Origin of the sequence: Sorangium sp. So ce1014, from assembly GCF_051521505.1 — a bacterium.
In the GTDB taxonomy this organism is placed as follows: Bacteria; Myxococcota_A; Polyangia; order Polyangiales; family Polyangiaceae; genus Sorangium.
This window is the reverse complement of record NZ_CP150356.1, coordinates 10391076-10414881: the sequence shown is the minus strand read 5'-3', so window position 1 is coordinate 10414881 and position 23806 is coordinate 10391076. Positions and strand designations below refer to the sequence as shown.

The window sequence follows — 23806 nt, the reverse complement described above, 5'->3', positions numbered from 1 at the left end:
TCGATGCTGCTGGCGCATTCTCGATCCGCCCGTGAAATTTTGGGGAGGGTCCGCGCGAATTGTCTGGGGCCAGCATGATTCCAGCCACCACCACGCCGCCGTCTCCCCGAGCGTCCGACGGGCTGCCCGCGGCGTCGCTTGTGACGGTGGGGGCGTCTCTCGACGAGACCGCCGCCCTGCGGCCGGTGGTGCGCGCGGCGATCGCCTGCGTGCTCGGTGAGCGGGCCGACCACCCCGACGTCGAGGATTGCACCCACGAGGCGCTCGCCCGGGCCCTCGAGGGGCGCAGCCGCCTCCGCGACGGCGAGCCGCTGCGCCCCTGGGTGCTCGGGATCGCGCGTCACGTGGCGCTGGACGTGCTGCGCCGCCGCCGCCGCACGCGGCGCGTCGAGGCGCTCCCGGAGGCGAGCGCCGAGGAGCAAGGCGAGCTCCTCGATTCGGTGGCGGATCCGGCGCCCGGGCCGGAGGAGCGCGCCGCGCAGGCCGAGCGCGCCTGCCGGATCGAGCTGGCCCTGGAGAAGCTCGCCGAGCCCCAGCGCCGCGCGCTCCTGGCCTTCCATGTGGAAGGGCTCAACTACCAGCAGATATCGCGCCGGCTCGACATCCCGCTCGGGACGGTGGCCACGTGGATCGCGCGAGGCAGGCGCTGCCTGGCCGAGGCGCTCGGGGAGTGATGATGCAGAACGACGACAAGCTCGCGCCGGACCTCGTGTGGCAAGCCGACGGCCATCTGACCGAGATAGCGCTCACCGCGCTCGGCGACGGCGAGGAGGCCATCCTGCCCGAGGGCGCGCTCGCGCATGTCGCTCGCTGCCAGTGCTGCTCCGCGGAGCTCGGCCAGGCGGCGCTCCTGTCGCTCCGCGCGGGGGAGCTGCTGCGCGCCCAGGCGGCGCCCGGCGGCGCGAGGGAGCCCGCCGCGGCGCGCGCCCCGCTGCCGGTCCCCGCGCTCGCCTTCGCCCTGGCGATCTCGGCGCTCGGCGCGGCGCCGTCGCTCGTGGCCGGCGCGGGCGGCCTGCGGGAGGGCTGGGCGGGGCTCTGGCACGCCTGCTCGGTGGTGGTGAGCATCGGCTGCGCCTTCGCGGGGAGCGGGGCCCTGTCCGGGTGGCTCACGGCGCTGCCGTGGCTCTCGGCGGCGCTGCTCCTGATCGTGGGGGTCGGTGTCGCGTGGACCAGGGGAAACCAGCTCTCGCTGAACGGAGGGATGTGATGCGCATCGTCTCGACTCGTCTCTTTTCCTCCTCGCGCCTCGGCGCCGCTGCGCTGGGCGCCGCGCTGGGGGTCTCGACAGGCGGCGCGGCCACGGCGGAGATCCTCCGCAAGGGGTCCTGGCCAGACGTCGAGCCGAAGGTGAGCGTCGAGCTGAGCAACGAGCCGCGCAGCGAAGCGCTGAAGCGCGTCGCCCAGGCGGCCGGGTGGAGCCTCGTGCTCGACGTGCCGCCCGGCAACGCCGTCGATCTCCACGTGAAGGACCAGCCGGCGGACCGGGTGCTGGAGCTCCTGCTCGCCGACGGGAGCTACGTCGCGACCCGCGACGGCGACCTGATCGCGATCGCCCCGGCCCCGGCGACGCCGCAGCCGACGCTGGCGCCGGAGACGCCCGCGCCCGGGCCCCCGGCGGCGCTCGCGCCCTCGGCGTCGCCCGGCGACGCGGAGGACGAGGACGCGGAGGACGAGGACGCGGAGGACGCGCCGCCCTCCTCGCGCGGCCGGGATCGGTTCGTGACCGGGGGCAGCCTCCGGGTCGAGAAGGGCGAGGTGGTCAACGACGTGTCGGTGATCGGCGGCTCGCTCGACGTGTGGGGCACCGTCACCGGCGACATCGACGTGATGGGCGGCTCCACGCACCTCCACGAGGGCGCGCGCGTGCGCGGCGACGTGTCGACGGTGGGCGGCCCCCTCACCGTGGCCGACGGAGCCCGCATCGACGGCGACGTCGACGTCGTGGGCGGCCCGCTCCACCGGGGCGAGCGCGCGCGCATCCGGGGCGATGTGAACAACGACCTGAGCCCCGCGGCAGGCGACGGCGCGAGCGCGCAGGGGGCGTCCACGCTCGCGCGCAGGGCCGGCAACGCGGTGACGCGCACGGCGTTCCTGTTCGCGTTCGGCGCGGTGATGCTGGCGCTCTGGCCGAGGCGCATGGAGATGCTCAAGGTCGAGATCGCCGCCCGGCCCATGCGCTCGTTCGCGCTCGGCGTGGTGGGCGTCCTCGGCGCCCTCGCGATCGCCGTCGCCCTCTGCGTCACGCTGATCGGCGTGCCGTTCGCGGTGCTCGGCCTGCTGCTCGCCGTCGTCGCCGTGGTCGCGGGCGGCTGCGCCGTGCTCGAGACGGCGGGGGCCGGGCTCTTCGGTCACCGGACCAAGAACCCCTACGTTCACCTCGCGATCGGCTGCCTCGGCCTGCTGATCGTCAGCGCGATCCCGTACATCGGCGGCGCGCTCTGCGCGGCCGTCGCGCTGATCGGCGCCGGGGCGCTCGTGGCGACCCGGCTCACGGGGCTCCTCCGCCCGAAGGCGCGGAGCGAGGGGACGGGAGGCCCCTACCGCACGTCGCCTTGACGGGCCCGCGCGGCGACGGGCCCGCGCGGGGCGCCGGCCGCTTGACGGGCCCGCGCGGCGCGCCGGCCAGCGCCGGCACGGATCGGCCTGAAGCCGCGGTCGCTCAGTGCACGCCGCCGACGAGCCACGCCTGCGCCGGGACGAGCACCTCTTCCGGTGAGCCTCCGCCCTGCGACGCCGGGCCGGTCGCGCTGCCGTCTCCCATGGACGTCATGCGGAACCCGTGGTCGCCGAACACGAGCAGCAGGGTCCGCGGCGGCAGGCTGGCCATGAACCGCGCGACGACGTCGGCGACCTCCTCCGCGATGGCCTCGATCCGCTCGGCGAACGGCGGCCCCGCGGCGCGCAGGCGCGCCTCCACGAGGTCGAGCTTCATCAGCTCGCGCGACCCGACCCGCTCGCGCCGCAGCGTCGCCACGGCGCGCCCGCGGGCGATGGCGGGCTCCGCCTCGGTCGGGGGCATCGTCTCGCGGAGCCCGTCCGGCCCGCGGGCGAGCAGCGACATCTGCGCCGTCGTCGTGGGCGGCAGCGCCGCCCAGAGCAGCGAGCGCTCCACAAGGATGGCCCGATCCATCAAGATCTCCTTCAGGTGGGCGGCGACGCGCTCGCCGAGGTCGAAGCGCATCGCGTCCACGAGCAGGAGCTTCACCCCGCGCGCCCCGTTGAGCCGGCCGATGCGGGCGGCGATGTCCGGCGCATCGAACACCATGGGCGGCCGCTTGCCGGTCACGCGCAGCGCCGAGAACGCCTCCCGGTAGCTGTGCTCGAAGCTGGTCCTCCAGCTGTCGACCACGCCGCGCACGGCCGCGTCCGTCTCGCCCGCGAGCGTCGCGCCGAGCAGCGGCGTGTAGTGGGTGGCGAACAGCTGCTCGATGACCCGGACCGGCTTCGGGCCGCGGGCGTTGTCGAGCTCGACGGCGAGCGTTCGCCACTCGGCCGCGCTGAGGACCCGGTTGCGCGGCGCCTTCCGCTCCGTCCGCGCCGGCGGCATCGCGTCGGCGTCCGCCTGGACGGCGTCAAGGATCGGCGCGGCGTGCGCGCTCGGCGCGACGTCGTGCGGGGCGCGCGGCGGCCTGAGCGTCGTTGCCGCGCCGCGCTCCTCGGCCGGCGCGCCCGGATCGGCGGCCGGCGCGCCCGGATCGGCGCTGGCCAGGGCCATCGCGAGCGTCTCGTTCGCGGCGGGCGGCGAGCCCGCCCTCTGCGCCGGTGCGGCGCCTGGGGCTCTCCCGGGGGAGAAGACGGCCGCCGGTGCGTCCGGGCGGCGGATCCTCGACGAGCGGGGGGGCAGCACGCCGCGCGGCCTCGCCTCCGTCCGCCCCTCGGCGGTGGAGGGCGGCGCCGGCGCTCCGGGCGCTGCTGCCGGCTCGGCCGGGAGCGCCTCGTCCTGGGCGAGCGCTGCGGCGCCCGGCTGCGCCGGCCCGACGGGGCGCTCCGGCTCGCGCGCCGCGAGGCTGCGCTCCGGCTCGCGCGCCGCGAGGCTGCGCTCCGGCTCGCGCGCCGCGAGGCTGCGCGCCTGCGGGCGCAGGTGGGAAATGGCGCCGGGCCCTTCGAGCGCGTTCCTCGCGACGAGGTCCGCGAGGGGCACCGGCGCGAGCACCTGCGCGGACCTGTCGTCCTCGTCGAAGACGAGGGCGACAGGCGCCTCGCGCGTCGCGCCGAGCCAGGCGAGGAGCGTCGCGCTGTCCTCCGGAGGGAGCGCGCCCCGCGCGCCGCCCGCGAGCCGCGGCAGGGCGACGGCGAGCCCCGCGGCGCCGAGCGCCCTCGCCCGGAAGATCTGGTCGGCGATCACCGCCTCGATCGGCTCGCCTGCCTGGACCCGCGGCGGCAGCGCGCCGCGCATCGCCAGCGCGAGCTCGACGGCCTCGTCGAGCGCCGCGCGGAGCTGCCCGTCCGGCGCCGTCGGGGCGCTCACCCAGAGGAAGCGCCGCGCCCTGAGCTCACGCTCGGAGTCGGCGCCCTGCCCGCTCGGGGCAAAGCGGGTCATGCCGGACGGAGGCACAGGGAGGGACGGCGGTCGGCCCTCCTCGGAGGCGGCATCGAGGCGGGAGACAGGATCGAGGCGCATCGCGCGGCAACCTCGCAGAACTCGCCGAAAGGGGCCAAGTTTCGGCGATCGGGCGGGCGGAGGCCGCCGGGGGACGCCCGCGGGGGCGCGGGCTCAGCCGGACTCGCGCGCTGTCTCGGCCATGAGCGCGAGCAGGGCGCAGGCGATGGCGAACCGGGCGTCGACCCTCCCCTGGTTCATCGACAGGTCGAGCGTGAACTCCTTGACGAAGAACCGGAACACCTGGGTCACCTTCGCGACCTCCTGCTGGTGGAGCTCGATATGCCACTTGCCGGTGAGGAGCGGGAACATGCGGCGGAGCAGCGCGGCGCCGTCCTCCTGCATCAGCCCGACCGGCTGATCCGAGGGGTCGAGGATGTCCCAGGTGTCGCGGAGGAGCGACTTGAGGCCGCGCGAGCGGAGGGTCCCGACCCGCTCGCCGGTGCGCGCGTCGAGGACGTCCAGACACCGGTTGAGGGCGATGACCTGCCGCGATCGGATCGTGAGCAGCGGCTGCGACTCCGACTCATCGGCGAAGAGGGTGAACTCCTGGCGCAGCTTGAGCAGCGGGTGCTTGACGAAGCACACGAGGGAGCCATCGGGCGCATAGACGTGAAACTTGCGGCCGAGCAGCGACCAGAAGGGCCGCTTGATGGTGTAGGTGGGGTGCGCGAAAGGTTGAACCGCGAGGCCGCCGTACGCGACGGGGCCCATGGGGGTGGCAGGCTGCATCGGGGCCGAGTAGGCCGGAGCGGAGCGCCTCGGTCAAGCGACGTCTACCGCGCGCTCGGGGCCCTTCCGCCGGGCATGCCCGCCGCGATCGCCCTCGCGATCTCCGGTTTGACGACCTTGCCCATCGCGTTGCGCGGCAGGCTCGGTACGACGATCGACTCGCGCGGCACCTTGTAGGGCGCGAGCCGCTCCTTCGCCCAGGCGCGGAGCGGTCCTGTCGCGCACTCCGCCTCTCGCCCCGGCGCGGCGACGACGACCGCCACGACGCGCTCGCCCCACGCTTCGTCCGGGACGCCGATCACCGCGACCTCGGCGATCGCGCCGTGCTCGCGCAGCGCCTCCTCGATCTCGAGGGCGGACAGCTTGTACCCGCCGCTCTTGAGGATATCGACCGAGGTCCGCCCGAGGAGGCGGAAGCACCCGTCGCCGGAGCGCTCCGCGACGTCGCCCGTGCGGAACCAGCCGTCCTGGAAGGCCGCGGCGGTGGCGTCCTCGCGCCCGAGATAGCCCTTGAAGACGCTCGGCCCCCGGATCCAGAGCTCGCCCCGCGCGACCGAGGCGTCGCCGCGTTGCGCCACCGCCTCGCCCGACGCCACGCCCGGCGCCCCTTCCGACGCGAAGCCCGCGTCGTCCGTGATGCGGGCCTCGACGGTCGGCAGCGGAGAGCCGACCCAGCCAGCCCGCCGGCCGCCCGGATCGAGCGGGTTGCTCATGCCGACGCCGATCTCGGTCATCCCGAAGCGCTCGAGCGGGATCGTGCCGGTGAGGTCGCGCCAGCGCTCGGCCAGCGTCACCGGCAGCGCCGCGGAGCCGCTCGTCGCCAGCCGGAGGGCCCGCGCCCCCGCGGCGAAGCCGGGCGCGTCGCCGCGGTCGAGCTGCCCGAGCAGCCGCTGGTACATGGTCGGCACCGCCATGAACGCCGTGGCGGAGCGGCGCGCGATCTCGGCGGCGACGCGCTGGGCGTCGAAGCGCGGCAGCATCCTCGTCGCGCTGCCCGCGAGCAGCGACGTCGTGAGCGCGATGGCGACGCCGTGGAGGTGGTGCAGCGGCAGCGCGTGCAGCAGCACGTCGTGCTCGGAGAAGCCCCAGGCCGCGCGCAGGAGCTCTGCCTGCGTGGCCAGGTTGCGGTGCGTGAGGAGCGCCCCCTTCGGCTTGCCGGTCGTGCCGCTCGTGTAGAGCAGGAGCGCCGGATCGTCGGCGGCGATGTCCGAGATCGCCCCCTCCGGCCCCGGGGCGGCGCGCTCGAGGTCCTCCACGCGGAGCACGGCGCGGCCCTGCGCGATCGGGGCGACCACGGCGGCGAGCTCGTCTCCGGCGATGATCCGCCGCACGCCGGCGTCGCTCGCGAGCCACTCGAGCTCTGCCGGCGGATAGAGGGGCGACAGCGGCAGCGCGATCCCGCCGGCGAGGATGACGCCGAGGAACGCCGAGATCCACGCCGCGCCCGGCGGCACGAGGAGCAGGATCCGCTCCCCGTCCAGGGAGGCGAGGGAGCTCGGGCTCGCGCGCCCGTCCACGCCGCGCCGTCCGCTGTCGGCGAGCAGCGCGCCGCGCACGCGGAGGGCTCGCTCCGTGAGCGCCGCGAAGGTCGTCGGCCCCCGGTCGTCCTCGACGGCGATTCGAGCGGACGATCCGAGCTGAGCCAGCCGTTCGACGAGCGGTGAAGCCATCGCGCGAACTCTCGCACAGCGGAGGTGCGCGGAGCCAGGCCGGTTGGTTACACTGCTGCGCCATGCGAGCCTCCTGCCTCCGTTCCGGCGCCTTGCCCCGCCTCGCGGCCGTCGCCGGCTTGATCCTGGCCGCGGCGGCGTGCGAGAGCGCGCCGAAGCCGTCCGAGCCCGGCGCCGCCGCCACGACGGCCCCGGTCGTCGAGGCGCCCGCCGAGCCGCCGAAGCCGAGGGGCATGCCCGAGCTGCTCGTCGATTCCATGGGCCCCTACCTCGGCCAGCGCGTGGATCTGGCGCAGAAGGACGGGGCCGAGAAGCTCGCGAAGGTGGTCCGCGCGCTGCCGATCGACGGCAAGCCCGTCACGTTGCTGGCCGACAAGAAGGCGAAGCCGAGCGCGGTCGCCGCCGTCGTGACGGAGCTCGGCGCGGCCGGCGCGCCGAAGGTCATCATCAAGACCGACGGCCGCGACGACCTCCCGAAGGAGATCACGGTGGTGCCGGAGGGGCGCGTGTCGAAGCCCCCCGCCTGCGCCGTCAGCGCGATGGTGCTGAAGGACCTCGCGACGGCGATCTGGCCGTTCGGCGGCGGCACGGGCAAGCGCCAGCGGAAGGGGCTCGCCGGCCCGGATCTGTCGCACACCGGCGAGCAGCTCACGAAGGACATCGCCGCGTGCAGCGCGACGGTGGCCTTCTTCTCGGCGGATGACGGTGTGTCCTGGGAGATGGCGCACAACCTGGCGGGCACGATCATCGGCTCCGACGCCAAGAAGAAGCTCGACACGCTCGTCCTGCTCCGCGCTGCCCCGGTCGCGGGGCGGCCGGTGCAGCTTGGTGGAGGCTGACGTGCGCGGCGCCGGGGGCTCCGTCACCCTGGATCGCCTCACCCTCAGGGGCGCGCCCGCCGGAAGGAACGTCCGGTGCGCCCGGCGCCCGGCGCGCGCCGTCGAGAGAAGACTGTCAATTTCTTGTGGGGAGAGGCTCCCTGGGGTCTCGTCGCGCGCGGGCATGGCGGGGCAGGGCAGGGCAGCGCGGCACGATCCGGCACACGGGGTGGTGCTGCGAGCGCACGGAAACCGCGGGCGGGCGCTCGCCGTTGGGGCCGGCCTGGATCATGAATAGGGCGAGTCGCCGGTCCCCTGCGCCATCGGGGGCGTGACGATCACGGGAGGATGGTTCGGACATGTCGAAGCGACTTCTTGCATCGGCCCGCGCGAACAGGGGCCGCAGCCTCCGTCCCCGGGCTTCTCAGCCCCGCATGTCGGCGGCGCCTGAGGGGCCGGCGTTCGCGACCCAGGATGCGGCGCAGCCGGTGGCGAGCGGCCAGGACGTCGGCGCCGGGGCGGTGGAGGCGCTCTCCGCTGCTCCTGCGCCGGCAGCCGAGGTCGGTGCGACCGCTGCGCCACCGGCCGTCGAGGCGCTCGCTGCCCCGTCGGTGGCGCCGGCGCCCGCTGCCCCGTCGGTGGCGCCGGCGCCCGCTGCCCCGTCGGTGGCGCCGGCGCCCGCTGCTCGGTTGGCTGAAGAGGCGCCCGCTGTTTCGAGGATCTCCGAGGCGCCCGCCGCGCCGTCGGCCGCTTCACGCAGCACGAGCGACGCGGCGCCTCTCAAGGCGCTGGATTCCGACCCGTCGACCGCGTCTGAACGAGCCGGCGCCTCCGAGCCGCCGGCAGGCTCGGCGTCCTCACCCGACGAGCCGCCGCCCGACTCGGACGCGCTCGATCTGATGGACCCTTCCTCGCCGACGGCGGCGTTCTTCCGGCGCGAGGAGGAGTCGTTCCCGCCGCTCACCGAGGTGGCCAGCCATCCCGACGAGCACGCTGACGAGCGCCTCGTGGTGGTGCATCAGCTGTCGCCCGAGACCCTCGCCCGCCGGGCGCGCCTTCGCCGGATCGTCGCGGCGGTCGCGGGGCTCGCTGGGGTGATCTCCGTCGCGGTGGTCGCCAAGTCGGTGCTCTCGGGCAAGCCGTCCTCGCCTGCGCCGGTCGCGATGACAGCGCCTGCTTCGAAGCCGGCGCACATGGAGGCGAAGCTCTTGGCCGTGACAGGCAATCCTGCTCCCGCACGGGAGAAGGCGCCTGCGCAGACCGAGCCGGCGCGGACGGAGGCCGCGGCAAAGGGGGCGGAGGCCGCTCCCGATCCGCACAAGGCGACCGCGGAGGCGGAGAAGGCAGCCGCGGAGAAGGCCGAGGCGGAGAAGGCAGCCGCGGAGAAGGCCGAGGCGGAGAAGGCAGCCGCGGAGAAGGCCGAGGCCGAGGCGGCCGCGGCAGCCGAGGCCGCGAAGACCGCAGCGCCCGCGGGCAGCCCTGAGGACGCAGGCAAGCTGAAGAAGGAAGCGCTGAGCTTCCTCAACCGCGGCAGGTACAAGGACGCGATCGAGGCGTCTCGCGCGGCCATCGCGGCCGATCCGACCGACGCGCTGCCCTATCTCTACCTGGGCTCGGCGCTCCAGGACACGGGCAAGTGGAAGGATGGCGTCGCGGCGTACAGCGAGTGTGTTCGCCATGCCACGAAGGGCCCCGTGCACGAATGCAGGGCCATGGGTGGCCGCAAATAGCGCTCGGTCGGGGCGCCAGGCGAGCTGCGTTCAGCCAGGGCGGCGAGCGAGCCGCGTGAGGAACGCCGCGGCCACGGCGTAGCCGAAGGCCAGGCCTGTGGCGAGGCGGGTGGCATGCCAGACCGGGCGCAACCCGAGATCCTGGGTCGCCACGTCGAGCACCATCAACGCGCTGAGGCCGATGAGGATCGGGCGCCACGTCGCCATCGCCAGGCGAGGCCGCGCGATCGCGGCGCCCGCCGCGACGCCGGCGAAGATGCCAGCGCAGCGGCTGCAGAGCGGCATCACGACGCCCTCGAGCGCGAGGGACCGCCCGGGCATGCGGTGGCATATCGGCACGAAGAGGCGATCGAGCGCGACGCCGAGCTCTCCGAGCGGCAGGTGGCTCCGCGCCAGGGCGATGCACCAGGGCAGGACGCCGAGGAGCGCCAGCGCGCAGCGCACGGCCGAGAGCCGCGATGACGGCTCGGCCGGATGCGCCGCCGGAGTCTCGCGCCCGGAGGCGCACGCGGTCACGTCAGCCTCGGTCGGGCGCGCTCTTGCCGAGGTGGCGCATCACCTCTTTCAGGTCGCTCCAGACCTCTCGCTTCGCGCTCGGCTGGCGCAGCAGGTAGGCCGGATGGAACGTGGGCATGATCGGGATCGTGCCCTTGTAGAGCTTCCATGTCCCGCGGAGCTTCGTGATCCCCTCGGTCGTGCCGATCAGCCCCTGCACCGCGGTGGCGCCGAGCGCCACGATCACCTTCGGCTTGATCAGCGCGAGCTGAGACGCGAGGTAGGGGCTGCAGGTCGCCATCTCGGCCGGCTCGGGCTTGCGGTTCTGCGGCGGCCGGCACTTCACGATGTTGCAGATGTAGACCCCGTCGCGCGGGTACCCCATCGCCGCGATCATCTTGTCGAGCAGCTGCCCGGCCGGGCCGACGAACGGCTCCCCCTGCAGGTCCTCTTCCGCCCCGGGCCCCTCGCCGACGAACACGATCTCGGAGAGCGGGCTGCCGCGCGAGAACACCGCGTGGGTGCGGCCCTCGTGGAGCGGACATTTCTGACAGGTGCGGACCTCTTCCGCGAGGAGCGCGAGCCGCGTCACGCGCTCCTCCGGCGTGACCGGCTGCGCTGCGGTCGCGCGCGGCGCCGAGGCGGCGCTCACGGCAGGGCGGGGGGACGGCTCGGGACTCCGCTGCGCCTGCACCGGAGGCCGCGCCGCCTGGGCCTCGGCGGAGCGCTGCTCCGGCTGCGGCGGGGAGGCGGCGGCAGAGCGCCGCTCCGGCTGCGGCGGGGAGGCGCCGCCGGCGTCGCTGCGCTGCGCCGGCGGCGCGAAGGCCGCGTCGCTGCCCCCGCGCGATGCCGGCGGTGAAGGCGCATCCAGCCCGGCGAAACCCCGCTCCGCGCGGCGAGGGGCCGGCGGACCGCCGTCCGGAGACGACGCGCCCAGCGCCTCGTGGAGCGCTGAAGGATGGCCCGGCAGCCCGTCCGCGCCGGTCGCAGCGTGCCATTCCAGGAACGCCCGGACCGAGGCGGTCAGGTCGGCGAGCTCTTCGCGCAGCGCTTCAACCATCGCCGTCCCTCAGTGGCCGCCCTGCTGCGCGAGCCAGCGCTCCGCGTCGAGCGCGGCCATGCAGCCCGTGCCGGCGGCCGTCACGGCCTGGCGGTAGTTCCAGTCCTGCACGTCGCCCGCGGCGAAGACGCCGGGGATGTTCGTGCGCGTCGAGCCCGGCACCGTCTTCAGGTAGCCGTTCGGGTGCGTCTCGAGCTGCCCCACGAAGAGATCCGTCATCGGCGTGTGGCCGATCGCGACGAACATGGCCGCCGCGGGCACGAGGTGGCTGTCGCCCGTCTTCGTGCTCTTGACGCGGACGCCCGTCACCATGTCGGCCTTCACGTCGAGCACCTCCTCCACGACGTGGCTGTAGAGGATCTTGATCTTCGGGTTGTCGGTCACGCGCTGGATCATCGCCTTCGACGCCCGGAACTCGTCGCGGCGGTGCACGAGCGTGACGCTGCTGCAGAGCCCGGACAGGTAGGAGGCCTCCTCCATCGCCGTGTCGCCGCCGCCGACGACCACGACGTCCTGGCCGCGGAAGAGCGCGCCGTCGCAGACCGCGCAGGCGCTGACGCCCTTGTTCTTGAGCTTCTCTTCGCTCTCGAGGCCGAGGTAGTTGGCGCGCGCGCCCGTCGCGATCACCACCGATTTCGTCAGGTAGAGCGTGTCATCCACCCACACCTTGAACGGGTGGCCCGTGAGCTCGACCCGGGTCACGTCCGCCGTCACGATCTCCGTGCCCTGATGCGCGGCCTGGTCGCGAAAGCGCTGCATCAGCTCCTGGCCGGTGATCTTCTCGGGAAAGCCGGGGTAGTTCTCGACATCGGTCGTGAACATGAGCTGGCCCCCCGGGATCAGGCCGCCGGCGCTGAAGCCCTCGATGAGGAGCGGCTTCAGGTTGGCGCGCGCCGCGTAGATGGCGGCGGTGAGCCCGGCAGGACCGGAGCCGATGATGACCAGGTTACGGACGTTCGATTCGCTCATGGTGGAGCCATCTTATAGGCGCGACCGCCTTCCGCGTCGACCGCCCCGGCGCTCCGCCGCGCTCCAGCGCCGCGCTCCAGCGCCGCGCGTTCTGCCGCCTCCGCGCCGAGCGGCCGCCCGCTCAGAAGCGCATGGTTCCGCTCAGACCGAACTCGTCCAGGCTGCTCTCGAAGCGGCCGCCGTTCACGCTCTGGATGCTGCGGTAGCCGCTCGGGACAGCGCCGGATACGGCCTTGAGGCGCCCCTTCCCGCCGTTGTCCAGCGGGCCGAAGAACGTGTGCTGAAACGCCGCCGAAATGTCGACCGGGCCGACGCGCGTGGTCACGCCGGCCCCGACGCCGACCCGATAGCCGAGGTGGAAATCGAGGTTCAGATCGGCGTCCTCCTGCCCCTTCGTCTCGAAGAAGCCGCCGGCCCTCAGCGCGAGCAGATCGGGGAGCACGACGAAATCGCCGCCGAGCCGGACTCCCAAGACGTCGCGCCAGCGGTGCGGGACGTCGGCGTTGGGCGGCACGGTGCCCACGACCGTGCCGCGCACCGGGATGCCCTCGCGGAACCGGACCTCGATCGCATCGACCGCGCTGTTGTTGGCCCAGGTGAAGTCGAGCTCCACATCGAACAGGTCGTCGACCATCGGGTCGCGGACGCGGGGCTCGGCGGCGGAGGACCGCGCGGCCCGCGGGGCGCCGGCGCGCGGCCTGTGGTACCGGAGGCCGAGCTTCGCCTCCATGGGGATCGGCATCGTGAGAGAGCCCGCGCTCCGCTCCTCGGTGACGTTGCACCCCGGCGGCTCGCCCCTGCAGGGGTCCGCGTTCTTGACCCCGGCGGGCGTCCAGTAGCGGGACTCGATGGTGAGGTCGGTCTCCGCGCGCACCGCGTCCTGCCACTTGAACCACGCGCCCAGGTCGAGGTGCGCCGTCGCCGCCCAGCGCGCGCCGAGGACGAAGCCCGGGATGAAGAGATCGTCCGCCTTCGCGCGCGTGCGCAGATCGCCGCGCGCGTTGAAGTCGTCGCCGCCTGGGGCCGAGGTCGCCTCGGCGAAGTTGACGAAATCGAGGACCGCCATGCCCCAGATGAAGCCGGCGCCGATCGAGACCCCCTCCGCGGGGGTGAAGCCGACCGAGAGCGTCGGCATCAGCATCAGGGCGTCGAGCGACGTGAGCAGGTACCGCTGGGGCGACGGCTGCGTCATCTCGCCGAAGCTCGGGTGCGTGTACGGGAGCGACTCGGGCCAGGACCGCTCACCGACGCCGTGCGGGCCGAGCACCGCGACGCCGACGGCGAGCGCGTCGCTCACGCGGAGGGTCGCGGCGAGCTGTGGGTTCGGGAACAGGCCGCCCTCGGCGCACACCTCGGGGTCGGGGCCGCCCTCGCTGCCGGGCGCCGGGATCGCCGTCGTGTAGCTCGGCGGGACGGGCTGTCCATCGGGGCCGAGGCGCGTGAAGCACTGCGCGAGCTGGATGAAGTGGACGCCGCCGTGCGCGCTGCTCCTCTGCGCGGCGAGCCCCGCCGGGTTGAAGTAGGCCGCGAGCGGATCGTCGGCCCGCGCGACCCAGGCGCCGCCGCGACCGAGCTGGAGCACCCCGATGTCCGGCGAGTCGAGCCCCGACGACGCGCGCGCCGCGCCGGCGGCCACCATCGCAGCGAACGCGGCGCCCGCGGCTCCTCGTTTCATGGGCCTCCGTCTCCGCGCGGCGATCCCCGCGGCTACTTCACCGGCGACGCCTTGAGCGCCGCCTTGCCGTCCTTCACGTAGACCGTGAAGCGCACGCGCGAGCAGTTGTGGCGCGCCACGAGCGCGTCCTTGTTGCGCTGCAGCGTCCCCTTGAACTTGTCGAAGGTGAGGGCGTTCGTGGGCTCCCCGCACTGCTGCTTGACCGACAGGAACTCCTCGTAGACGGCGTTCCATTCGGTGAGCTCGTCCGGATCTCCCGCGCTGTCCTGCCGCGCGGCCGGCGCTTCCGGCGCGCTCGTCGCCTCGGGGAGCGTGGTCGCCAGGGCGGGCGCGGCCGGCGCCCTGGGCGGCGGCGGCGGCGGCGGGCGCCGCGGCGGCGGGCGCCCCGGAGCGCCCGGGGGGCCATGGGAGGGGAGCGCGATGTTCGCGTCCGAGATCTCCTCGATCGCCTCGACCTGCTCCTCGGCCTCGCGGGCCGGCGGCGGGCCGCTGAGCGGGTGCGAGCCGGGCCGCCGCGTCGGGCCGCGGGGGCTCACCATGGGCTTCGGGTACGACGGGCGCGAATCGGGGCGCGGCTCGCCGGGGCCGAGCGGCACCGAGAACGCGCTCATCGCCGGCTGCGCCGGGATCGGGCCGAGCACCTGCTCGAGGTCGGCGGCCTTCCTGGGCGCGCCGCCCTTCGCGGCCACCTTCTCGACGCCGTCGTTGATGTCGGCCGCGATCTTCCGGTAGGCGCCGCGGAACCGGCTCGGCGCCAGCACGTCGACCTCGCCCTTGGCGAAGCGCGTCGCCTCGTTGCGGAAGACATGGAGCGGCCGCGTGTGCTCCAGGAACGAGAACACAAGCCCGATCGCGGCCAGGGCGAGGATGCCCGCCAGGATCAGCGCCGTGGGCACCTGGCTCTTGTCGTCGTTGTTCGCCTTGTCGAGGAAGTTGAGCGGCGAGTCGACCGACGCCGCGAGGCGGCCGACCGCGTAGCCGGCGCCGAGCTCCCACGCCTCGCCGGGCAGCCGCGCGTACACCACGCCGAGGTGCTTGCCGATGACGCGGACCTCGGAGCGCCCCTTCTCGACGTAGTCCTTGTTGTCGTCGAGCAGCTTCAGATCCTGCGTGATCTGGTCGAGGTTCGCCTTGTCGAACCCCTCGGGCGCGCCGGAGGCGACGCGCGCCCCCTCGGCGTAGAAGCCGACGGCGGTGCCGGTGCGCTTCGTGACCGCGCGGGCGAAGGTGTCGTCGATGATCTTGGCGCCGATCACGGCCCCGACCGGCTCACCGTTGACGTCCTGCTCGACGGGGCGCGCCACGACGCGCAGGATGCGGCCCTTCCAGACCCAGGCGTCGTCGCGGATCCAGCCGTGGAGGGCGTCGGCGACGACCGGGTAGCCGCCGAGCTCCCAGTCCTCACGGTGCTCGAAGTCCACCGACGCGACCACCCGGCCGGCCGCGTCGACGGCCCACACGTGATCGAACTTGAGCTCCGGCGGCACCTCGGCGACCGCGCTGCGCAGCGCGGCGCGGGCCTTCTCGCGCAGGTCGGCGCCCGGCTTGGCCTCGGCCGACGACTTGGCGAGCGCCGTCCGCAGGGCCGGGGTCAGCGCGACGCGGATGAGCGCGCTCGATCGCTTCCGGGCGTCGTCGTTGAGGAACCACTCGACGGCGCTGGAGTCGGCGCTGAGCGACTCGCTCATCGCGCGGTGGCTCGAGCGGTTGTAGAGCTGGGCGGCGACGAAGAGGACGAAGACCGCGGCGCCGAGCGCGAGTGCGAGCACCCCGTACCAGAAACGCGACAGCAGCATGGTCTACTTTCCTGCCTCCGCGCTCGGTCCACCGGCCTCGCCCACGACGACCGGCTCCCTGAGGAGCTGCTGCTCCGGCCCGGGCTTCACGACGGCCTCGACGGTCTTTCCGACCGGCTCGCCGTTGAAGTAGCCCTGCAGCGTGTACGTGCCGGCCTCGACCTCGATGGCGAAGTTCCCCTGACGATCCGGGTAGGCGCTCGCCACGGCCTTCGGCTCGACGACGATCCACGACCGGACGCTCGGGGCGAGCTGATCGCGGATCTCGTACTTGCCTGGCCCCGGCGGCGTCCAGGCGCGGGTCTTTGCGGCGGCGATCTCGATCGGCGGGAGCGCCTTGTTGCCGACGTCGTGGATCTTGTGCGGGAACGGATCGTGGTTCTCGAACTGGATCCGCTGTCCCGGGGCGACGACGACGGTCACGGGCGTGGTGCGGCCGCCCGAGATGACGACCGTTCGCGGCGTCTGCTGCGGCTCGCCCTTCTCGCCGAGCGCGACGACGCACAGCTCCTTCGGGACGTAGCCGACGAGCGCCCGGACATCCGCGCGGACGGTCGGGGAGGGCTCGCGGAAGGTGTACCGGTTCGCCTTCGGGTCCTTGGCCTCGTTCCAGACCGGGTTCAGGAGCTTGGGCATGCCCGTGGTCCTGCCCTTGATCGTCACCGCAGCCAGGGCCGCCCCGGGCACCGTGAGGATCGCGAGCGTCAGGGCAAGACGCCGCACGAAGCGCGAGCGGCCGGGGGTGTTGCGCCCGCGGTGGCTCGACGACCCAAACCGTGCTGCGCCGGCGAGCGGGCGCTGCTCGTCGTGCTGCGCTCCTGCAGATCGAGGGGATCTCGTGTCCATCGCGGGCCCGAAGCTACCGGAAGGGGGATGAGAACGGAAACAAAAGCCGGGCCGTGGTCCGCACGCCGGCGCCGCGCCCCCCCGGCGACGCCGCGGTGCGGCGACCGCTGGACCCCTGTCGAGGGCACAGCGCGTGTCGCGCGCACAAAAAAACTGCGGGCCGCGTGGGCGGCCCGCAGGGGAGAGATGTTCCGTACCGCCGAGGACGTGGGCAGAAGGACATGAACCCCTAGCATCGCTGCTAGGTGGGAGCCTAAGTACCGCTTCAGGCTTCCCGGTGAATGGTTCCGGGCCTAGCTCACCACGGTATCGTTGTTGGCTCCCTGGTTCTCGCTTACTCGGGATTCAATCGTCCAACGCCTCACGAAGTCGGCAGAGGGAACGACCATAGGATAGTTCCCTGGGCGGCTCAGTCAACCGCTCCTCCGCACGGCGCCGACATTTTGCGTTTCTCGCTTCGCGAGCGTCGCTGTCGTTTGTTTCGTTTGTTGTTGCGCTTGTCGTGCTTGTTGCGCTTGCTGCGCTTGCTGCGCCTGTAGCCCCCTCGTGTTCACGCCGCTCGTGCGCGAGCGCCCGACGCGCGTTGCGGCTGGCCCTGAGCCGGCCGTCGAGCCGCCTAGCGGGTCGGCGGGCCGGGATGCGACAAGAGGGCAACGATGGGATCGTGGACGAGGCCGTTCGACGCCATGATGTCGCCTGCGTGGTAGTCCGGCGGGCCGCCGGCGAGCGCGGTGATCACGCCGCCCGCACCGCGCACGATCGCGCTCCCGGCGGCGACGTCCCAGGCGTGGAGCCGGCGCTCCCAGTAGGCGTCGTAGGTCCCGTCGGCGACCATGCAGAGATCGATCGCCGCGCTGCCGCAGCGCCGCACGGCCTGAGCGTTGCGCTTGACGGTCATGAAGGCGTCGAAGTTGTTGTCCGGAGCCCGGTCGCGCACCGGCGGGAAGCCGGTCGCCACCATCGCGTGCTCCAGCGACGCCGTGGCGCTGACCGTGCAACGCTCGCCGTTGCGGCGCGCCTCTCCGGCGGTCGCGGGCCGCTCCGGCGCGGCGCCGCGCGGCTGCGGCTCGCGCGACCGGAAGCCCGTCCAGCGGATCCCGAGCACGGGCGCGACGACGGCGCCGGCGACGGGCGTGTCGTCCTCCATCAGGCCGACGGAGACGCACCAGAACGGGTGACCGTGGACGAAGTTCGTCGTGCCGTCGAGCGGATCGACGTACCAGACGAGCCCGCCGCGCGGCTCCGTGGCGCGCGCGGCGCTCTGCTCCTCGCCGACGACGGCGATGCCCGGCGTGAGCGCGCCGAGCCGCGCGACGAGCAGGTCCTCGCTCGCCTGGTCGAACTGGGTCACGAGATCGCGCGGCGCCTTCTCCGCCACGCGCAGGCCGCCCGCGCCCGCGCGGAACCCGGCCTGCACGAGCGCCGCTGCCTCCTCGGCGACGCGCAGCGCGATCCCGGAGAGCTCGAGCAGCTCCGCTGGCCCGCGCCCGCTCATCGCGACCTCGCCGACAGCGCGCCGCGGAGCTTGTCGTAGATGCCGCCGAACGCCCCGTTGGACAGGAGCGCGACCGTGTCACCCTCCTGCGCGTCGCGCGCGATCGCGGCGACGATCTCGTCCACCGAGCCCGCCGTCTCTGCGCGCCTGCCCGCCTGCTCCAGGTCGCGCACCAGCCGGTCGAGGTCGAGCCGCTCGCCCGCGGCGATGTCCGGCCGCCCGAGCGGCGCGAGAACGACGCGATCGGCCGCGCCGAAGGCGCGCGCGTAGGGCTCCTGGTGGAGGGCGCGGCACGCGGTCGCGCTGCGCGGCTCGAACACCGCCCACAGCGCGCCTCCCGGGTGCCGGGACCGGAGCGCGCGGAGCGTCTCGTCCACGGCGGTCGGGTGGTGCGCGAAGTCGTCGTAGACGCGGACCCCGCGCGCCTCGAACAGGAGGTCCTGCCGGCGCCGCACGCCCTCGAAGCTGGCGAGCGCCGCGGTCACGGTCGAGAGCGGCGCGCCGAAGCCCTGCGCCGCGGCCGCGATCGCGGCGACGGCGTTGCGCACGTTGTGGTGCCCCGGCATCTTCAGGGCGACGCGCCCCGCCATGACGCCGCCGGCGTACAGATCGAACGACTGGCCGTCGGCGCCGGCCTCCGCGGGCGCGGCGAGCCAGTGCGGCGGCTTCCCGTGCGTGTCGTCGCCCTCGAGCGCGAACCAGGCGACCTCTGCGCGCGCCGACCGCGACACCACCTCGACGACGCGCGGATCGTGCGCGGCCGCCACGAGGAGCCCCGTCTCCGGGATCCGCTCGACGAACCCGCGGAACGCCGCCTCGTACGACGCGGCGTCGGGGTAGATGTCGACGTGATCGTGCTCCACCGACGTGACGATGCCGACCTCGGGTCGGTAGTGCCAGAACTTCGGCGTCTTCTCGAAGAAGGCGGTGTCGTACTCGTCGCCTTCGACGACGAACGGCGTCCTGCGGCGATCGGCGCCCGCCTCGTTGAGGAGCGGCAGGCCGCGGCGGTCGCTCGCCGAGGCGGCGCTCCGGGGCAGCCGGAAGCTCGCCTCGAAGTTCTTCGGCAGGCCGCCGATGAGGAAGCCGGGGTCCCTGCCGGCCTCGTGCAGGAGCCACGCGCACATCGAGCTTGTCGTCGTCTTGCCGTGCGTGCCGGCCACGACGAGCGGCGAGCGGCCGGTGAGCATGGCGTCCGCGAGCGCGTGCGCCATCGTGGTCACCCGCAGGCCTCCGTCGATCGCGGCGCGCGCCTCGGGGTTCGTCGGGCGGCAGACGTTGCCGATCACGACGAGATCGGGCCGAGGGTCGAGGTGCGCGGGGTCGAACCCGGTCATGAGCCGGATGCCCCACCGCTCGAGGGCCGGCCCCATGGGCGGGTAAAAGGAGACGTCGGACCCCGAGACCTCGTGCCCCGCGGCCCGGAAGAGCCCCGCCAGCGCACCCATGCCGGTGCCCGCGACGGCGACGAAGTGGACGTGCATCGCGGCGCAGTGTGCCCGAGCGCCCTCGGAGGGCAAGGGGGCTCCCGCGCGAGAGCTCGCCAGGCCGCGGTCCCCGCCGTGTCCGCACATCCGCACAGGGCCTCCGCGTCATCAAACATCGACTCTGCGCGGCCCGGCGTGCTCGCAGGTCATGAGTCCGGAGCCGCCTCCAGATCAAGGTGGATCGACGAGCAGGAGCGGCCTTAACCGCTTGAGGGACCGCCGGCCCAGCCCCTTGACCCGCAGCAGGTCGTCGATCTTCCGGAAGCGCTTGAGCTTGGCGCGGAGCGCCAGGATCGCCGCCGCCTTCGCCGGACCGACGCCCGGGAGGCGCATGAGGTCCGCCTCGGTCGCGAGGTTCAGCACGACCTTTCCGTCCGCGGTCACGCCGCCGCCCGCCGGAGCGACCGCCCCGCCATCGCCGGCCGGCGGCGGCTCTGCCGCTGCGGCCCCCGCGTCGGCGGCAGGCTCGGCGGTGGCCTGGGGCGCCGGGCTCCCGGCGGCGCCGAACGGCGCCGGGTCGCCGGCCACCATCGCCAGCCCGGCGGCCGGATCTGCCGGGCGCTCCGGGAGCAGGCTCAGCGCGTGCCCGGAACCCACGAGCGCAAGCGCGAAGAACCCCGCGACGTACGCCGCGACCTTGCCGCCCAGCGCGGTCCAGGCCGAGTCCCTCAGCGCTGCCAGCGCCCGCTCCCGCCACGGGCGACACGCCTCGGTGTCTTGCCCTGCATCAGCCCGCCCATCGGGCGAGCCCGTCCCCTTCGATGTCGCTTGCATCGTGCCGCGCCTTCTTTCTGGTGCAAAGGACGTCGCCTCCGCGCACGCGAGCGGCGTTCGTCTCCTCGGCGAGGCCGCCAAGCGAGCGGCATGCCGGCGCGCGATCGCCTGAAACCCTGGGCAAATCGCGGGCGTCCAGCGCTCCCCGGCGTGGCGCCGCCATGGCGGAGGCGCACGGTAAGGTCGAGCTCGCCTCCAGGGAGCTCGGGTAGCCCCCGGGGAGGACGGGCGCCGCCGCCGGCAGGCCGGCGCCCCCGGGGGAGGACGGGCGCCGTGTCACGAGCGAGAAGCTCGGCTACCATCAGCGCCCCGGGCGCCCGGCGACCCGGCGGCATCCACCCCGCCGCAAGGCGCTCACCACGAGGTCTTATGCCCCACGATCCCCGTCGCTTTGTTGATCCCGGCCCTGCGGGTCGCTCGCGCCGAGCCTTCCTCGGCGGCCTCGCTGCCGGCACCGCGGGCGCCGTGCTCCTGGGCCCGAGCGCGGCGCTCGCGGAAGCGCCGCCGAGCCTCGCGGCCACGCCGCCTCCCGGCTTCACGCCGCTCTCCATTCCCGGGAAGATCGTGAAGGTCACGAAGTCGAACTCGATGCAGCCAAACGGCCTCTGGCCCGAGGCGTCCGCGGCGAAGGCGATGCTCGAGCGGGCCATGGCGGAGCTCACCGGGAAGGGCGATCTCGGCGCCGCCTTCGGCCGCTTCGTCCACAAGGACGACCGCGTGGCGATCAAGGCCAACGGGATCGCCGGCCAGAAGGGCGCGACCATGGCCACCAACAAGGAGCTCGTGCTCGAGATCGTGCGCGGGGTGATCGCGGCGGGCGTCCCCGCCGAGAACGTCCTGATCTTCGAGCAGTACCCCTCGTTCCTCGCCGGCACCCGCTGCGCCGACCGCACCGCCAAGCCGGCCGCCGAGTTCCCGGCCGGGATCCGCGCCGCGGTGCACGAGAACAAGGACGCGGTGATGCCGAGCATCTCGGTCTTCGGCATCCCCACCAAGTTCGTCCGCCCCTTCACCGAGGCGACCGCGGTGATCAACGTCTCGCTGATCAAGGACCACTCGATCTGCGGCTACACCGGCTGCCTCAAGAACATCACCCACGGCGCGACCATCAACCCGCACGCCTTCCACCAGCACACGGCGAGCCCGCAGATCGCCGAGCTCTACGCGCAGGACGTCGTGAAGAGCCGTGTCCGCCTGCACATCACGGACGGCTTCAAGCTCATCTACGACCAGGGCCCGCTCGACAAGAACCCGAAGCGGCGCGTCCTTCACGAGTCGGTGTACGCCACGACCGATCCGGTCGCCATGGATGTGATCGGCTGGGGCGTGGTCGAGACCTGGCGCAAGGAGAACGGGCTGCCCACGCTCAAGGAGGCGAGCCGGGAACCTTCGTACATCCGCATCGCGGGCGAGTTCGGGCTGGGCGTCTTCGACAAGAATAAAATCGCGATGCGCGAGGTCCGATTGTAGCGGCGCTGCGGGATCTGCTCGCGGGACTGCCGTCGCTGAGAACCGCTTGCCGAGGCTCGTGTTGCCCATGCTCTGCTCCAGGCCGACTGCGCGATCTTCCACAGGGTGGGGGACCGCATCGGCGGTCCCTCTCCTCGCATTCCTCGCCGCCACCGCCTGCAGCAGCACCCCCCCGTCGAGGCCGCCGGGGTTGCCCCCGACGCCCGCGTCGATCACCCGCGAGAACCCGGGGGGCGACGCGGCCGACCCCGAGCGGGCCGCGCTCGAGCGGCTGCTGGCCGAGCCATGGGGGAGGCGGCGGGACCGGTTCAACACGCTCGAGGTGCCGCTCGTCGACTGGCAAAGCTGGCGCCGGGTGCGGATCTGGACCCATCCGACGCGGGCGACCTTCCGGTACGGCGACGAGCACTACGCCGCCCTGACGGTCCTCTACTCGAGCACCGCGGGGCCGAGCGATCCCGACAGCTGCCTCGACGAGTTCTGGGCGAAGAACGCGGCGCTCGCCGACGGCTATGGCGTGCGGCTCGGGGAGGCGCAGATCCTCCGGACGACGCAGGAGATCGACGGCGAGGTGCGGCCGCTCGTGTTCAAGGTCCTCGACGGCAGCATCGCGTCGGTGTTCGCGAGCGACGAGTACGCCGGAGCGATCGCCGTCTACGAGTCGTGGCCGGGGACGTGCCTCGTGTCCGTGCTGGCCGTGAAGGCGAGCGAGCACCCCGAGCTCGCGCGCCGGGTGCGCGACCGCTGGATCGACGAGGGCGCCCCGAGGCTCCGGTGGATGTCCGGCATCACCGAGGCACCCAAGACCGACGCGCGCTGAGGCGCGGTCCGCAGCACGTCGACGGGCGCGCGACGCCCCGCCGGGTCACGGAGCCATCGACGCCGGGCTCTCCGCGGTATCCGGCGACCAGGACGCGCCCTGGGCCATGCTGTGGCAAACGACCGAAGCGGCCGCGAGGAGCAGCGCGATCGCGACCAGCCAGGGGACCCGAAGCGGCGGCAGGACACGGCTGTCCAGCGCGACCTCGCTCTGCCGGTCGTCCGGGGCGGGGTCGGCTTCGCCCGCCTCCGGCGCGCCGCCGAGATCGTTCGCCGGCGTCGCCAGCATGGCGGCCATGGTCGTCTGATCCATGGCGCAGCGAGGCGGGGCCGCGGGCACGCCCAGCGCGGCCCGCTGGATGATGGCGCTCCGCTCGGACGGCGGCGCGCCGGGGATCGCGCGCAGCGCCTCCAGCGACCGCATGGAGGCCAGCGTCTGCGCAGGGAGGAGCGCGGTGAACGCTTCCATCATCTCCCTGCCCGACGGGTGCCGCGCGTCGGGCTCGAAGGCGAACGCCCGGGAGAAGAACGCATCGACCCCGGGTGGGAGCTCCGGCGCGAGCTCGGAGGCCCTGGGGAACGAGGTCTGGCAGATGTGCCTGACCAGCTCATTGATGTTGGTGCCGGCGAAAGGACACTGGCCGGTGATCGCGCGGTAGAGGATCACGGCCATCGACCAGAGATCGCTCCGGTAATCGACCTGCCTGGGCGCCATGGTCTGCTCGGGGCTCATGTACCGGGGGGTCCCGAGGACCATGCCTGTCTTCGTGATCCGGTCGCGCGAGCAAGACGACTTCGCGACGCCGAAGTCGAGCACCTTGAGCAGCTCATCGCCGCCCGAGCACGTGAGGAAGATGTTCCCCGGCTTCAGATCCCGGTGGATCACGCCCGCGGCGTGGATCGCATCGAGGGCCTTGCCGAGCTGCGTGAACAGGAGCGCCGCCTGCGCGAGCGGGAGCTTCGGCTCCCGTTCGAGGCGGCGGTTCAAGTCCTCCCCCTCGAGGTACTCCATGACGATGAACGCGCAGCCGCGATCGACCCCGTAATCGTACGTCTCGATGACGTAGGGGCTCCGGACGCGGGCGGACGCGCGCGCCTCACGCTCGAAGCGGGCGACCAGCTCCGGCTCCGTGGCGGCGAAGCTCCGGATGAACTTGATGACCACCCGCCGCCTGAGCTTGATGTCGAAGCCCAGCCAGAGGTCGCCCATGCCACCGCCGCCGAGCCTGCGCTCGAGGCGATACTTCTCCATGACGGCCCGACCTTCAGCAGTCTCCTTCATGGCTCCGCACCTGCCACCCAATGCCCAGGCCTGGGACAAGTGATCACCCGATTCCTGTCGAAGAGTCTACGCCAACGCTACTCCCAGT

At 73.6% G+C, this 23806-nt stretch carries 20 protein-coding genes; 7 read left to right on the top strand and 13 right to left on the bottom strand.

Annotated features, from left to right (window positions below; genetic code table 11):
- Positions 1–74 precede the first annotated feature (74 nt).
- From WME75_RS39535 to WME75_RS39525, 3 genes are read left to right on the top strand one after another with little or no spacing between them, the layout of a single operon-like run.
- Complete coding sequence (locus WME75_RS39535; RefSeq protein ID WP_437481783.1) at positions 75–674, top strand: RNA polymerase sigma factor; 600 nt, start codon at positions 75–77, stop codon at positions 672–674.
- Positions 674–1207, top strand: coding sequence for a hypothetical protein (locus WME75_RS39530; protein WP_437481782.1), 534 nt, complete (start codon positions 674–676; stop codon positions 1205–1207). The genes WME75_RS39535 and WME75_RS39530 overlap by 1 nt, the downstream gene beginning before the upstream one ends.
- A complete protein-coding gene (locus tag WME75_RS39525) occupies positions 1207–2556 on the top strand; it encodes a hypothetical protein (RefSeq protein ID WP_437481781.1) in 1350 nt (449 codons plus the stop codon). Before WME75_RS39530 ends, WME75_RS39525 begins: the two co-directional genes overlap by 1 nt.
- 103 nt (positions 2557–2659) lie before the next feature.
- Here WME75_RS39525 and WME75_RS39520 read toward each other — a convergent pair whose 3' ends face one another.
- From WME75_RS39520 to WME75_RS39510, 3 genes are all read right to left on the bottom strand, one after another.
- On the bottom strand, positions 2660–4540 hold the full coding sequence (locus WME75_RS39520; protein WP_437481780.1) for a hypothetical protein: 1881 nt from the start codon (positions 4538–4540) through the stop codon (positions 2660–2662).
- A 174-nt stretch (positions 4541–4714) separates the two neighbouring features.
- Positions 4715–5332: a hypothetical protein gene (locus WME75_RS39515; RefSeq protein ID WP_437481779.1), complete on the bottom strand. Its 618-nt coding sequence runs from the start codon at positions 5330–5332 to the stop codon at positions 4715–4717.
- Between the two features lie 44 nt (positions 5333–5376).
- Complete coding sequence (locus WME75_RS39510) at positions 5377–7002, bottom strand: AMP-binding protein (RefSeq protein WP_437481778.1); 1626 nt, start codon at positions 7000–7002, stop codon at positions 5377–5379.
- Positions 7003–7064: 62 nt separating this feature from the next.
- Here WME75_RS39510 and WME75_RS39505 point away from each other — a divergent pair, with 62 nt between their 5' ends.
- Positions 7065–7841, top strand: coding sequence for a biopolymer transporter ExbD (locus WME75_RS39505; RefSeq protein WP_437481777.1), 777 nt, complete (start codon positions 7065–7067; stop codon positions 7839–7841).
- A 413-nt stretch (positions 7842–8254) separates the two neighbouring features.
- Entirely contained in the window at positions 8255–9550 is a 1296-nt protein-coding gene (locus tag WME75_RS39500) for a tetratricopeptide repeat protein (protein ID WP_437481776.1), read from the top strand.
- A 30-nt stretch (positions 9551–9580) separates the two neighbouring features.
- Here the strand turns inward: WME75_RS39500 and WME75_RS39495 are convergent, their stop codons facing one another.
- From WME75_RS39495 to WME75_RS39455, 9 genes are all read right to left on the bottom strand, one after another.
- The gene (locus WME75_RS39495; protein WP_437481775.1) at positions 9581–10066 is read right to left on the bottom strand and encodes a DUF2085 domain-containing protein; all 486 of its coding nucleotides are present in this window, start codon (positions 10064–10066) and stop codon (positions 9581–9583) included.
- Between the two features lies 1 nt (position 10067).
- Positions 10068–11105, bottom strand: coding sequence for a uracil-DNA glycosylase family protein (locus WME75_RS39490; protein ID WP_437481774.1), 1038 nt, complete (start codon positions 11103–11105; stop codon positions 10068–10070).
- Positions 11106–11114: 9 nt separating this feature from the next.
- Positions 11115–12074, bottom strand: a complete 960-nt coding sequence (gene trxB, locus WME75_RS39485; RefSeq protein WP_437481773.1) for a thioredoxin-disulfide reductase — start codon at positions 12072–12074, stop codon at positions 11115–11117.
- Between the two features lie 121 nt (positions 12075–12195).
- Positions 12196–13749: an OmpP1/FadL family transporter gene (locus tag WME75_RS39480; RefSeq protein ID WP_437481772.1), complete on the bottom strand. Its 1554-nt coding sequence runs from the start codon at positions 13747–13749 to the stop codon at positions 12196–12198.
- A 32-nt stretch (positions 13750–13781) separates the two neighbouring features.
- A complete protein-coding gene (locus WME75_RS39475) occupies positions 13782–15545 on the bottom strand; it encodes an MXAN_5187 family protein (protein ID WP_437481771.1) in 1764 nt (587 codons plus the stop codon).
- 3 nt (positions 15546–15548) lie between these two features.
- Entirely contained in the window at positions 15549–16391 is an 843-nt protein-coding gene (locus tag WME75_RS39470; protein ID WP_437481770.1) for a hypothetical protein, read from the bottom strand.
- Positions 16392–17007: 616 nt separating this feature from the next.
- Positions 17008–17886: an inositol monophosphatase family protein gene (locus WME75_RS39465; protein WP_437481769.1), complete on the bottom strand. Its 879-nt coding sequence runs from the start codon at positions 17884–17886 to the stop codon at positions 17008–17010.
- Entirely contained in the window at positions 17883–19370 is a 1488-nt protein-coding gene (locus WME75_RS39460) for a UDP-N-acetylmuramate--L-alanine ligase (RefSeq protein WP_437481768.1), read from the bottom strand. The genes WME75_RS39465 and WME75_RS39460 overlap by 4 nt, the downstream gene beginning before the upstream one ends.
- Positions 19371–19544: 174 nt before the next feature.
- Complete coding sequence (locus WME75_RS39455; protein WP_437481767.1) at positions 19545–20147, bottom strand: ComEA family DNA-binding protein; 603 nt, start codon at positions 20145–20147, stop codon at positions 19545–19547.
- Between the two features lie 369 nt (positions 20148–20516).
- Between WME75_RS39455 and WME75_RS39450 the strand changes: the two genes are divergently transcribed.
- Both WME75_RS39450 and WME75_RS39445 read left to right on the top strand, forming a co-directional pair.
- Positions 20517–21617, top strand: coding sequence for a DUF362 domain-containing protein (locus WME75_RS39450; RefSeq protein WP_437481766.1), 1101 nt, complete (start codon positions 20517–20519; stop codon positions 21615–21617).
- Between the two features lie 190 nt (positions 21618–21807).
- A complete protein-coding gene (locus WME75_RS39445; RefSeq protein ID WP_437481765.1) occupies positions 21808–22437 on the top strand; it encodes a hypothetical protein in 630 nt (209 codons plus the stop codon).
- A gap of 45 nt (positions 22438–22482) precedes the next feature.
- Here WME75_RS39445 and WME75_RS39440 read toward each other — a convergent pair whose 3' ends face one another.
- Positions 22483–23688 (bottom strand): serine/threonine-protein kinase, encoded by a 1206-nt coding sequence (locus WME75_RS39440; RefSeq protein WP_437481764.1) that lies wholly within the window; start codon positions 23686–23688, stop codon positions 22483–22485.
- Positions 23689–23806 lie beyond the last annotated feature (118 nt).

Excerpts from the sequence above, each read along its gene's own strand:
- WME75_RS39535 (WP_437481783.1), top strand. The coding sequence starts at position 75 with ATGATTCCAGCCACCACCACGCCGCCGTCTCCCCGAGCGTCCGACGGG.
- WME75_RS39530 (WP_437481782.1), top strand. The coding sequence starts at position 674 with ATGATGCAGAACGACGACAAGCTCGCGCCGGACCTCGTGTGGCAAGCC.
- WME75_RS39525 (WP_437481781.1), top strand. The coding sequence starts at position 1,207 with ATGCGCATCGTCTCGACTCGTCTCTTTTCCTCCTCGCGCCTCGGCGCC.
- WME75_RS39520 (WP_437481780.1), bottom strand. The coding sequence starts at position 4,540 with ATGACCCGCTTTGCCCCGAGCGGGCAGGGCGCCGACTCCGAGCGTGAG.
- WME75_RS39515 (WP_437481779.1), bottom strand. The coding sequence starts at position 5,332 with ATGCAGCCTGCCACCCCCATGGGCCCCGTCGCGTACGGCGGCCTCGCG.
- WME75_RS39510 (WP_437481778.1), bottom strand. The coding sequence starts at position 7,002 with ATGGCTTCACCGCTCGTCGAACGGCTGGCTCAGCTCGGATCGTCCGCT.
- WME75_RS39505 (WP_437481777.1), top strand. The coding sequence starts at position 7,065 with ATGCGAGCCTCCTGCCTCCGTTCCGGCGCCTTGCCCCGCCTCGCGGCC.
- WME75_RS39500 (WP_437481776.1), top strand. The coding sequence starts at position 8,255 with ATGTCGGCGGCGCCTGAGGGGCCGGCGTTCGCGACCCAGGATGCGGCG.
- WME75_RS39490 (WP_437481774.1), bottom strand. The coding sequence starts at position 11,105 with ATGGTTGAAGCGCTGCGCGAAGAGCTCGCCGACCTGACCGCCTCGGTC.
- trxB (WP_437481773.1), bottom strand. The coding sequence starts at position 12,074 with ATGAGCGAATCGAACGTCCGTAACCTGGTCATCATCGGCTCCGGTCCT.
- WME75_RS39480 (WP_437481772.1), bottom strand. The coding sequence starts at position 13,749 with ATGAAACGAGGAGCCGCGGGCGCCGCGTTCGCTGCGATGGTGGCCGCC.
- WME75_RS39475 (WP_437481771.1), bottom strand. The coding sequence starts at position 15,545 with ATGCTGCTGTCGCGTTTCTGGTACGGGGTGCTCGCACTCGCGCTCGGC.
- WME75_RS39470 (WP_437481770.1), bottom strand. The coding sequence starts at position 16,391 with ATGGACACGAGATCCCCTCGATCTGCAGGAGCGCAGCACGACGAGCAG.
- WME75_RS39465 (WP_437481769.1), bottom strand. The coding sequence starts at position 17,886 with ATGAGCGGGCGCGGGCCAGCGGAGCTGCTCGAGCTCTCCGGGATCGCG.
- WME75_RS39460 (WP_437481768.1), bottom strand. The coding sequence starts at position 19,370 with ATGCACGTCCACTTCGTCGCCGTCGCGGGCACCGGCATGGGTGCGCTG.
- WME75_RS39455 (WP_437481767.1), bottom strand. The coding sequence starts at position 20,147 with ATGCAAGCGACATCGAAGGGGACGGGCTCGCCCGATGGGCGGGCTGAT.
- WME75_RS39450 (WP_437481766.1), top strand. The coding sequence starts at position 20,517 with ATGCCCCACGATCCCCGTCGCTTTGTTGATCCCGGCCCTGCGGGTCGC.
- WME75_RS39440 (WP_437481764.1), bottom strand. The coding sequence starts at position 23,688 with ATGGAGAAGTATCGCCTCGAGCGCAGGCTCGGCGGCGGTGGCATGGGC.